Raw genomic sequence first — 10,952 nt, forward strand, 5'->3', positions numbered from 1 at the left:
TGGTCTCCAGCCCGGGCATCCCCACGCCCATCGGCCCGGTCGGCCAGACCACCTTCTCGCCCAACGCGACCCGCTTCATCGTGATGCTGACCAAGACGTTGTAGAGAGGATAGGATGAACCGAGCGCAGCCACTGGGCCGTCCGGCTTGATGCATGGACCTCTTGCGCGCAGCATGAGGAGTCACACGGCAAGGAGACGAAACAATGACCAACGACATCATGCGGATCGCGACCTGGTTGCAGCCACGGGACATCCTTTTCGACATCGACGTCCGAGACCGGTCGCATGCGCTCCAGGTCGTGGCGGCGGCAATTTGCAGCGCTCATGGGCTCGCCCCGGCGCCAGTCTTTCGCGCACTGTGGCGGCGTGAGCAGGCCGGATCGACCGGGCTCGGCGACGGATTCGCGATCCCGCACGCACGGATGGGCGGCATCGTGCAGCCCATCACACTGTTCATGCACACCAGGAACGCCATTGCGTTCGATGCGCCGGACGGAAGGCCAGTTTCCCAGCTATTGGTCCTCATGGTGCCCGAAGATGGCGCGACAGACGATCATCTCCAGTTGCTCGCACTGGTCGCGCGGCTATTTTCCGACCGCCGTTTCCGCACGCAGCTCGATCGCGCGCCGGATGCGACAGCGGCCGCAGACGCCTTCCGGAGCGGGATCGCGCGCTTGACTTCTGCCTGGTCGTAGCCAAGGTCGCGCCCATCCGGAGGCAAGCCGCTCAAGGCGCCTTTGCTTGCTGCAGACGTCGCTGCAACCATGCCCGCATGATCGCCCGCCGCTCAATTCCAGGGGCCGCCGCGAGAAAGGATTCTGCGTCCGTGCGAGACAAAGGTTCAGTCCGCATCACGGTCGTCGCCACCGACCGGACGCCCAGCCAGAGCATTCCACAGTGCGCGCACGAACTGATCGATAACTCCGACGAGTCGACACGACCCAGATAGGCCTCGMTGGGATCGCGCATGGGAGTTCCGCAGCAGGACCATTCAAGCGTCATGTCTTGCGGTTGTCGAGCCGCGTACACCCATCCCGAGAATCGGGACCAGAGACTCGGTTTCGTATCACTGCTTCGACAACTACGCTCCGAATTGCTTCGGGGAAGGGCGTCCTGGTCAAGGTGACGATGGAGCGGGTTCTTCTGAGTGAGAGACGCAATTGCGCGTGTCTTTGTGACAGCGATTTTCATGAAGACATAGGAAGCGAAGCTGAAGCGGTAAGCGTACCGAGCTGCTCATCAACTTGGCGTAAAGATCGCGGGTCGTCGCATAAATATCTGCACGCGTCCGGTGGTCGATAYGCCTTGTTTTCACCAACTTGCGCACTCTCTTCCACATTTTTACGGACACCATCAGACAATCGTCATCGTCTCAACAACAAGGAATCTACGTGGCCTATGCCGCATACCGAGAGCACCCTGGTCAACTTCGCACAACGAACGCCACTCCGTTTCATGTGCTCGACCTCGCCGTCGCGTCGAGCGAAGCGCGAAGCGTTCGTCAGGTCGTCGCACGCTGCGCCGACGCGGGTGTGGTGCGCTGCGAGCCACTTCTCAACGAGCGCAACTCGCAGGAAAGCGACGCACCTCGGGTGCGCTTGATGATCCGGCTGCCGCTCGCCAGATATGCCCAGGTTCTGCATGGCTTGATCGAGGCCATTCCCTCGGGCGAGATCGGTCGACTGGTCACGTGGCGAGATCACCTGGCGCGGCGCGGACTGTGTCATGGCCGATGATCTCCTGGTGCGCGTGCTCTGCGCGCTCGCTTCCTTCTTTGGGCCGTTGGGCGTCGCTTGGTTCTTCGCGTTGAGCGCGGCGCGGCGGCTTTCCGGTAGTCAATGTAGATGTTGAAGCAACTTTCGATGCATGAGTCGAGGACGACAAGCGCGGGCGATCAAACTGTCTCGAGAAGATCGCAAGGCGCTTGAGTTGTTGACGCGCCGAAGCAGCGCCGAGCACCGACCCGTTGTTCGAGCGCAGATTGCGCTGATGGCTCATACGGGCGAGACGACGGCGATCTCACAGGCGACGGATGTCTCCGTGCAGACCGTGTCGCACTGGCGCACCCGCTTGGCCCGTCAAGGTGTTCAGGGCTTAGGAGAAGTGGCGCGGTCGGGCCCCGGCGTATCGGTGCCGTGCAGCGCCTGGAATTGCCGTCCCTGGCGTGCGAGCGCGCCGAACCGCAGCGGCGCCCGTGTCCGCGCCGACGACAGCGGCGCCCCGCCAGAGCGCAGGGACCGTCGAGATCGACGTTGGCGGCCTGTGTGGCACGGTCGACGAGGCCAGCGTGCGCTATGTGCTTCAGACGCTGAACGCACCGCGATGATCGGCCTTCCGTCGAGCACCCGTGTGTGGATCGTCGCTGGCCATACCGACATGAGGAAGGGATTCAACGGCTTGGCAGCGATGGTGCAGACTGCGTTCGCGGCGAACCCGTTCTGCGGCCACGCCTTCGTCTTTCGAGGCCGGCGCGGCAGATCGTCGCGGCCACGACCTCGAGTGCACTCGACCGCTCACGGACCTCGGCGTCGAAGAGGATGTCCTGCGGCTGCAACCAGGTAGCGGTCTGCGCAATGTCGTGTGTCGTCGAGTCGTCCCCTCATGTGTGACTGCGCAAAATTTCATGCAGACGCAGCCACTGCGCGGACGAACAGGAATGCATCGGGGGCACCTTCTATATTTGCACTCGCGTCCCCAGCTCGATCACGGCGTTGTGAGGGAGTCGGAAGAAATCCCCGACGCTGCTGGCATTGCGAGACATCGTGGCAAACAAGGCTTCGCGCCACTGAGCCATCCCGGGTCCGTGCGTGGGGATCACGATCTCCCGACTGAGAAAGTAGGAGATCGCAGCCGGATCGACCTTGAGCCCGTCACGCTCGCAAAGGCTCAATGCACGCGGGACGTCGGGTTCGTCCTTGAAGCCATAGTTCACCTGCACCTTCCAGAATCCATCGACCAGAGGCTCCACTTGCAGGCGTTCTTCCTCCGGCACAAACGGCACTTCCTGGAAGCGCACGGTGAGAATCACGTTCTTCTCATGCAGCACCTGGTAGTGCTTAAGGTTGTGCAGCAAGGCCTGCGGCACCGTATCCGGATTGGCCACGGCATAGACCGCGGTTCGGGGCGTGCGGCGTACCGATCCGTCGGTGACCAGCGCCTTGATAAAAGGCAGCAGATCCGGGTCGTCTTGCTGAATGTGTTCGATCAGCAGCTCGCGGCCACGCCGCCAGGTCGCCATCACCGCGAAGATGACGCTGCCGAGGACGATCGGAAACCAGCCGCCCTGCCAGAACTTGAGCGCGCACGAGATCACGAGCACGGCATCGACCAATAGAAACGCGCCGGTCGCCGCCCAGGCGAGCGGCAGGGGGTAGCCCCATGCATGCCGAACCACGAAGAAGGTGAGCCAGGTGGTGATGAACATCGTGATCGTGACGGCGATTCCATAGGCCGACGCGAGCGCAGAAGAACTTCCGAAGCCCACCATCGCAAGCAGCACCGCAACCATCACGATCCAGTTGACGAGCGGCACATAGATTTGCCCGAACTCCTGTTCGGAGGTGTGCAGCACCTGCATGCGTGGGAGCAGGCCCAGCTGGATCGCTTGCTTGGTCAGCGAATAGGCACCGGAGATCGTGGCTTGGGATGCGATCACCGAGGCCAGTGTCGCGAGCACCACGGCGGGAATCAGCCAGAACGTCGGAAAGAGCCGAAAGAATGGATTCTCGAGCGCGGTGGCATCGCTCATGAGCAGGGCTCCCTGTCCCATGTAGTTGAGCGCCAGCGCCGGGAGAACGAAGGTGTTCCAGGCCAGGCGAATCGGCTTCTTGCCGAAATGTCCCATGTCTGCGTAAAGCGCTTCGGCACCCGTGAGCGCCAGGACGATGGCACCCATGACGACGAACAGGTGCCACCCGCGCGCCTGCATGAATTCAATGGCCCGCAACGGATTGATGGCCGTCAGGATGGCTGGATGCTGGACGATTTGAGCCACGCCGGTGATGGCGAGGACGGCGAACCACACGACGACGATGGGACCGAACAGCTTGCCGACCGCCGCGGTGCCATAGCGTTGCCCAAGGAACAGTCCGATGATCACTGCCGTCGAGATGGGCAGCACATACGGCTTGAGCGCAGGCGTGATCGTCTCGAGTCCTTCCATGGCCCCCAGCACGGAGATGGCCGGCGTGATGACGGCGTCGCCATAGAAGAGTGCCGCGCCGAGCACGCCGATCAGAAGCAGAAGCGTGTGTCGCCTGGGCGTGCTCCCCGCTGCCTTGGCGGCAAGGGCGGTCAGCGCCATGATGCCGCCTTCGCCGCGGTTGTGGGCTCGCAGGATCAGCACAACGTATTTGAGCGTGACGACGATCATCAGCGCCCACAGGATCGTTGAAACAGCGCCGATGATGTTCGCAGCATCGAGGCCGAGCGAATGGGCCGGGTTGAACACTTCCTTCATGGTGTACAGAGGGCTCGTTCCGATGTCGCCATACACAACCCCCAGCGCGCTCAGCGTCAGAATTCCAAGGCTCTGCCGAGGTGGATGCATGTTCAGAATCCCATTTGTGTCGAAGCTGCGGTTATATGCCATGGAGGGCCACGTTCAACGAGTTCGTGGAAACCTCAAGGCAAGGACGGCCCCGCCGCTCGCTGCATTCGAGGCATCGATGCGTCCGCCCTAGGAGGCGGCGATGGCCTGCGAGATCGCGAGGCCGAGCCCCACGCCGGGCGTGCGTTCGGCGCGGGCGTTCGAGCCGCGGTCGAAGCGCTCGAACACATGGGGAGCCCTCCTGGCGGATGCCCGGGCCGGGCACACATTACCCGTCGCCTTCAGCGAAAAGCTGTTGCGCGCTCGCACTCAGACAGGCAACTGGACTGCAGCCAAGCGGACCTTGGTGAAGGTCCGTTCCTGGCCGCGACGGTGAGTTCGCAGCCGAACCCGGCAGCGGTTCTTCGGGCTGATGGCTTGGTTGTCCAATGGCAGCTGTCAGCTCGCCCCGGGAACAGGCGGTCCCGGCCATCACAGACATCGACGAAGAGCCCCTCAGTGTCCGCTCGGGACAAGAGCGGTCATCCATTGCGAGTATGCGCTGGCGGACGGGCGCGCACGTGGCATCGGCGAGCTCAAGGCGAGGCGCATTGTCGAATGTAGGCATCGATCTGCGCATCGGCGCGTTGGGCGCCCCGATCAGGGCTTGACCGATTGGGGGAAAGGCAAGTTGACCGATGGCGCTGATCGCATCAGCACGTCGAGTGGGGCGCTCGAGAGTTGGGCGCCGGCAGCGATGCGGGCGCAGGGGTTGGCGGTCGACTCGAGCTTGCGCCACAAGTCGCCCGCCAACAGCGACGCCCCCGCGGTGGCCCAGGCCGCGGTCCCCACGATCAATATGCCGCTGGGGTCCAGTTCAACAGTCGGGTTGCTGACCGTTCCGGTGACTTTCGCGACGCCGCTCGTCAGGCCCAGCAAGCTGAAGCGGAAGAACTCGCGTCGCACCGCCCGGTACCCGAACAGGATCTCGCTCGTTCTCAGGTTCACCGCGCCACCGCCCAGGATGTCCAGATGCTTCAGGCGCAGCGCGACACCGTCGCTCGAGGTGGCCACGCCGTCGGCGATGGTGAAGCGCGCAGCCGCACATTCGAGTTGGGCGTGGTCCGCCGCCCTGCGGCCGGGCACCAGCGTCAGGAGGAGGTTGCCGGCAATCCTCTCGAAGCCATAGCCTGAGTTGATGGGCAAGGTGCCCGCGCCGGCGGTGAGCAGGAACTCGCCGCGCCCGGCCGTGAGCATGTTGCGCAGCGTGGTACCGGCGCCGGCGAGCTGCGCGCTCATCGACAGCGGCGGCGTGGCGGCCCCGCTCGGCGGCTCCACGCGTGCCGTATACAGCGCCTCAGGATTGACATTCTTGAGCGACAGACGCAACGCCACACCAGGCACTTCCTGGCGCAGATCAAGGCGCAGTTCCCCGCGCAGCTCGCCTTCGGCCGCTGCGGCCGACACCTGGATCAGTCCGTTCGTGAGCGTGCYATCGACTTGCAGCTTCGCCAGGTCGTATCGATGCAAAAGGAGGCGCTCGGCGCGCAGCCGCAGTTGCGCGTCGCGCGAGAGCAGGGCCGGCATGCGGATGGGCCGGTCCAGCACCGGCGTCTCGTTGGGCGTGGGCTCTTCCCACTGGGTGGCATCGATCAGCCTGGACGTGAGATCCGCTGACAGATCCGGCCGGTCACGCCACCGAATTCGCAGCCGCCCGGCCGCGTCCGACTTGCCGGCCTGCGCGCTGAGATCGTCGACGGCCACCTCCCCGTCTCCCAGCGTGACCCGTCCCGAGGCGCTGAACGGGAGGGCAGGCAGGCGCGAAGCGGTGAACCTCGTCGCCGTCTGCGCCAGGTTGTCGATCTCGATCCGCGCGGCGAGCCGCGTGCCCGTGGGCGCCGCAAGGTTGCTCACGTTGCCTTCCAGGGTGGCACGCGCGCCAGGCAGCGTCGCCTGCAACGCCAGCGGCACGTCACGCAGGCCGATCAGACGCTGCAGCGGCCCGCTGGTCGCAAGGACGTGGAGTGTGTCGCCGTCCAGAGCCGTGCGCAGATTCGCTTCCATCTTCGGCCACGCGGTCTCGGGGTTCAGCAGTTCGGCCAGCGGCCCGGCGACCGCCGTCAAATCCATCGGCGCGCCGAGTGCATGGCCGACCGCGCTCGCGCGCACCGGGCCTCCCGGCTCGACCTCCATGTTCGCCTGCTGCACTTGGACCGGGGAGCGGTCGCGACCCACCGCAAGGGAGAAGGGAGCGGTGCGAACGGAAAGCTTCGCCTGCTTCATGAGTTCGCGCACGCTCGTACCCCGCGAGCCCAACAGGACTTGCAGTCCCTGGATCGCGCCGCTCGCCGTGTCCGGCCGATTCGGCGAGCGCAGCAGCGCCGCCACGTCGATGCGGTCGGCCCTCGCGTTGGCATCGACGCGCCATGCCCGCCCGCTCGCATCGACCGTGACATGGCCCTGCACCGGAGCGTTGGCGACCGTGGCGGATGTCAGGTCGATGGCGAGCTTGCCGCCCCGCAGATTCGCGAGCGCAGCCACCTTGCCGATCGGCACCGGTGCGCCCGCAATGCGGGCAACGTCGACATCCAGCCTGGCATCGAACGCACGCAGCGGCGCCAGCGGCAGTGGATCGTCGAATGCACTGCGCGCTCCTGATTTCGCCACGCTGCCGCCGAGCTTGGCGAAGTCGAGCACCGCAATGCTCGCATGGCCATCGATCTGCGGCCGGCCATCGCGCCAGCGAAGCGTGCCGTCTCCCGTGACCACCGTGCCGGCCAGTGTGGCGGCAAGCCCTTGCAGCCGAACTGCGTCGTCGCGCCAGCGCACCCGGCCGGACAAATTGCTGGCCGGGACCGGCAGGCCGGTGATGGCTGCAATCCGCAGGGAAAGATCCGCGTCGACGCGCTGGAGCCACGCCGGCGCACCCGCACCGGAGACGTCCCGTGATCGTGACTCGGGGGCGGCCGATTCGAGCGCCTTGACATCGGGCTGATTCAAGTCCAACCGGCCGAGGTTCAGCGCCCCGCTGAGCAGCGCACGCGGTGCGCTGGCGTACGCGAGATCGCCTGACACCGCCGAGGCGAGTACCCGGCCACGGATGTTCCTGGCCGAATAGCCTTCCTTGGAATGCCTCACGTGCGCCGCAAGATCCACCGGCAAGGGTTGGCTCCGGCGCAGGCCCGCAAGCAGGCGCAGCGGCGCCAGCGCGTCGCCCCGGGCGGTCAGCGCCAGGTCGAAGTCCGTGGCTTCGGCCGCGGGCGTGATGCTCCCATTGGCGCTCAGCGTGAAGCCCGCAAGCTCGGCGCGCAGCGTGAGAGGCGCGACGCCATCGATCTTTTGCAGTTCAAGCCATGGCGCGCTGCTGGCCTCGAGCGAGAACGCCGCTTCACCGATCTTGCCCTCGACCGTCAGCCGCGTGTCCACGCTCGCGCCGAACTGAGCCTTGCCCGACCCGATCTCGAGGCGCGACGGCTGCATGGGCAGTCCATCGAGCGACAGACTCAAGTCTTCGACCTGCAGGCTGCCTCGTACGTAGCGAGTCTGCGCCGACAGACGATAGGGGCCCCATCCCGGCAATGTCCGCCCCAGGACGCCGGACCACGCGTCGAGATGCTCGCCCGTCGCCTCGATGCCGAGTTCGACGCCCTCGAGCGACGCGATCGATGCCAACCGCACGTCGAGCGTGAGGGACGCGCCCTTCGGGCGCAGGCCGACGGACAGGCGCCAGGGCTCGCCGTTGAGTGCAGCCTGCAGCGAGGCGTTGGCCTCCACCGTGAGCTGCATCGGAGTTTCTCGATAGTCGGCAAGCGCTTGAACCCGGAACGGCACGCCGTCGCTGATCGTGGCCTCGGCGGTATCGACACGAAGCTGCTCGACGGCGCCGCCGCCTGGCCGCCAGCCAATGTGGACGTCGGCCAGCGACACGGTGCCGAAGTCGGGCAATGCCGCGCGCGGGGTGCCCCGGTCGGGCGTGCCGAACGGCCAATTGCCTTCGCCCTGCGCATTGCGCTCGAGCAGCAGGTCCACGCCCTCCAGGCGCACGGCGCGCATTTCGACCCGTCCCTTCCACAGGGCGATGAGATCGACGCGCGCCTCGCCGCTCGCAGCGGTCACGAAGTCCGGTCGCGATGCCCAGGGAGGGTTGGCGATGCGCAGATTGCGCACGGACAAGGTCGGTCGCACGGCAAGGTCGAACGACAGACTGCCTATCGACACCTCCCGATCCAGAACGGATGAAAGCTCTCGCTCCACCGCTCGCTTGTAGACCTCGGCGTCGAGTGTCTTCAGGAAGAGCATCACGCCAGCAGCCGCGGCAAGCAGCAGCCCTGTCGCCCACAGCAGCAACTTGGTTGTGCGTCGACGCCATGGCGACCCGGGTGTGGTCATGGTGGGGCGATGGGAGGCGGGCAATCGGGTCGCGGGGTGGATGACGAACGAAGTGCCGTCATCGTAGCGAAGGAGCGCGACCTGCGCTTTGCTGCTCAGAGCATCTACTTCGAAGAAGCTCGGCGTCGAACAGAAGCACTCGAGCGACCTCGAGAGCAACAACCTGATTCATAGGAATGCGCCGCCCGGTCAAGATGCGCGAGATCGCGGGCGCCCTTGCGTTGCTGACGAACGTGCTCGCATGGAACACCAGCTACTGCCGGCGGGCGTTGAACCCCGCTGCCTTGATGATCTGCGCCCAGTGCGCGGTGTCGGCCGCCATGATCGATGCAAGCTGCTCGGGCGTGGTGCCGGTAGGTTCAAGGCCCAGGGCAATGAGCCTGGCGCGCAGTTCAGGCGTTCCAAGCGCAGCGACGATTGCGGTTGACAACTAAGGCAAATGAAACGCTATCGACCGTCTGACTCCGGAGACTCAACGAAGCAAGATCGTGCTTCCGTCCGTACCGCAGGCTGCCTGCTCGCCTTCGGCCTGGCGGGGTTCGCGCCGGTTGCCGCGCTGGCGCAGGCCGCGAGCGACCCGTGGCAGTGGGACGTGGCCGTCTACGGCTGGCTCCCGGCCCTTGGGGGCTCCACCTCGTTCCGCGTTCCCGGCGGCGGGCCGAGCTTCGACGTCGATGCGAACAAGCTCGTCGGTGCGCTCAAGTTCGCGTTCATGGGAACTCTCGAAGGCAGAAAGGGCCAGTGGGGCGTCCTGACGGACCTCGTATACGCCGACATCGGCGGCAGCAAGAACGGCACCCGCGACTTCACGCTCGGGAGCGCGCAGCCGCCGGTCGACGTGAGCGCCAACCTGAGCCTCGATGTCAAGTCGTGGATCTGGACGGTCGCCGGCACTTACAACCTTGCCACCAAACCCGAAGGATCGGCCGATCTCGTGTTCGGAGCACGGCTGCTCGACTTGAAGCAGACCCTCGGTTGGTCACTCAACGGCAGCCTGGCCGGGCAACCGCTGCTGCCTCGAAGCGGGTCCGCAACGCTGAACGCGAGCAACTGGGACGCCATCGTCGGCGTCAAGGGGCGCTTCAACATCGGCAGCGACGGCAAGTGGTTCGTGCCGTACTACGTCGACGTCGGCACCGGCCAGTCCCAGCTCACCTGGCAAGCGATCGTCGGTCTGGGCTACCAGTTCAACTGGGGCGCGGTTGGCGCGACCTGGCGATACTTGGACTACAACTTCAAGTCCGGATCGCGGATCTCGAGCATGAATTTCAGCGGACCGGCCATCGGGATGACTTACCACTTTTAGTCGCACCGTGAAAGCACTGAATTCATGAAAACGAGCACACCCAAATTCGTCAGCACGGTGCTGGCGATATTCGCCCTGCTGCTGGGCGGTTGCGCCACCCGTCCGATCAACCCGCCGATCACGCAGGTCGATGCGAATGCGGGATATACGTTTCAGACGCGCCAGAAGCACTTCAAGAGCCAGGAGAACCTGGTCGTCCTGGCCTTCTCGGGCGGTGGCACGCGCGCAGCTGCGTTCTCGTATGGCGTACTGGAGTTCCTGCGGCGCACCGAAGTCATCGCACCGAATGGCAGCAAAGTTCGTCTGCTCGACGGCGTCGATGTCATTACCGGTGTTTCGGGCGGCAGCTTCACGGCGTTGGCCTACGGGCTCTACGGCGACAGGCTGTTCACCGACTACGAACAACGCTTCCTCAAGCGCAACGTGCAGGGCGAACTCCTCGCCCGTGCGCTGAATCCGATCAACTGGGGAAACCTGTGGTCGACGGGGTGGGGCCGTTCGGAATTGGCGGCCGCGTACTACGACGAGATCCTGTTCAACGGTGCGACCTTCGGCGATCTAGACCGCGGCGACGGCCCGTTCATCATCGTGTCGGCCACCGACATCTCGACCGGCACGCGGATGCCGTTCACTCAGGCCATATGGAACGTGCTGTGCTCGGATCTCGATGCCGTGCCACTGTCCCGAGCCGCCGCGGCATCGTCTGCTGTCCCCGTGGTGCTCTCCCC

The 10,952-nt window shown here is 65.2% G+C and carries 8 protein-coding genes; 5 read left to right on the forward strand and 3 right to left on the reverse strand.

What is annotated here, in order from left to right:
* Positions 1-204: 204 nt before the first annotated feature.
* From AC1D2E_RS32730 to tnpB, 3 genes are all read left to right on the forward strand, one after another.
* Positions 205-696: a PTS sugar transporter subunit IIA gene (locus AC1D2E_RS32730; protein ID WP_478201264.1), complete on the forward strand. Its 492-nt coding sequence runs from the start codon at positions 205-207 to the stop codon at positions 694-696.
* Between the two features lie 696 nt (positions 697-1,392).
* Entirely contained in the window at positions 1,393-1,737 is a 345-nt protein-coding gene (locus tag AC1D2E_RS32735) for a hypothetical protein (protein ID WP_478201265.1), read from the forward strand.
* Positions 1,738-2,323: 586 nt separating this feature from the next.
* Complete coding sequence (gene tnpB / locus AC1D2E_RS32740) at positions 2,324-2,563, forward strand: IS66 family insertion sequence element accessory protein TnpB (protein ID WP_478201266.1); 240 nt, start codon at positions 2,324-2,326, stop codon at positions 2,561-2,563.
* Positions 2,564-2,675: 112 nt separating this feature from the next.
* On the opposite strand, the gene AC1D2E_RS32745 is transcribed toward tnpB, so the two are convergent.
* From AC1D2E_RS32745 to AC1D2E_RS32755, 3 genes are all read right to left on the reverse strand, one after another.
* Positions 2,676-4,550, reverse strand: coding sequence for a potassium transporter Kup (locus AC1D2E_RS32745; RefSeq protein WP_478201267.1), 1,875 nt, complete (start codon positions 4,548-4,550; stop codon positions 2,676-2,678).
* Positions 4,551-5,189: 639 nt separating this feature from the next.
* Positions 5,190-8,918, reverse strand: a complete 3,729-nt coding sequence (locus AC1D2E_RS32750; protein ID WP_478201268.1) for an AsmA family protein — start codon at positions 8,916-8,918, stop codon at positions 5,190-5,192.
* Positions 8,919-9,171: 253 nt separating this feature from the next.
* Positions 9,172-9,348: a hypothetical protein gene (locus AC1D2E_RS32755; protein WP_478201269.1), complete on the reverse strand. Its 177-nt coding sequence runs from the start codon at positions 9,346-9,348 to the stop codon at positions 9,172-9,174.
* Positions 9,349-9,357: 9 nt separating this feature from the next.
* Between AC1D2E_RS32755 and AC1D2E_RS32760 the strand changes: the two genes are divergently transcribed.
* Both AC1D2E_RS32760 and AC1D2E_RS32765 read left to right on the forward strand, forming a co-directional pair.
* On the forward strand, positions 9,358-10,224 hold the full coding sequence (locus tag AC1D2E_RS32760) for a hypothetical protein (protein ID WP_478201270.1): 867 nt from the start codon (positions 9,358-9,360) through the stop codon (positions 10,222-10,224).
* 24 nt (positions 10,225-10,248) lie between these two features.
* Positions 10,249-10,952 (forward strand): patatin-like phospholipase family protein (locus AC1D2E_RS32765; RefSeq protein WP_478201271.1); only part of this gene is annotated, 704 nt, incomplete at its 3' end.

This window comes from Variovorax sp. P1_H2 (assembly GCF_056405295.1).

Bases quoted from the DNA above. Each gene is read 5' to 3' on its own strand.
- AC1D2E_RS32730 (WP_478201264.1), top strand. From the start codon at position 205: ATGACCAACGACATCATGCGGATCGCGACCTGGTTGCAGCCACGGGAC.
- tnpB (WP_478201266.1), top strand. From the start codon at position 2,324: ATGATCGGCCTTCCGTCGAGCACCCGTGTGTGGATCGTCGCTGGCCAT.
- AC1D2E_RS32745 (WP_478201267.1), bottom strand. From the start codon at position 4,550: ATGCATCCACCTCGGCAGAGCCTTGGAATTCTGACGCTGAGCGCGCTG.
- AC1D2E_RS32760 (WP_478201270.1), top strand. From the start codon at position 9,358: ATGAAACGCTATCGACCGTCTGACTCCGGAGACTCAACGAAGCAAGAT.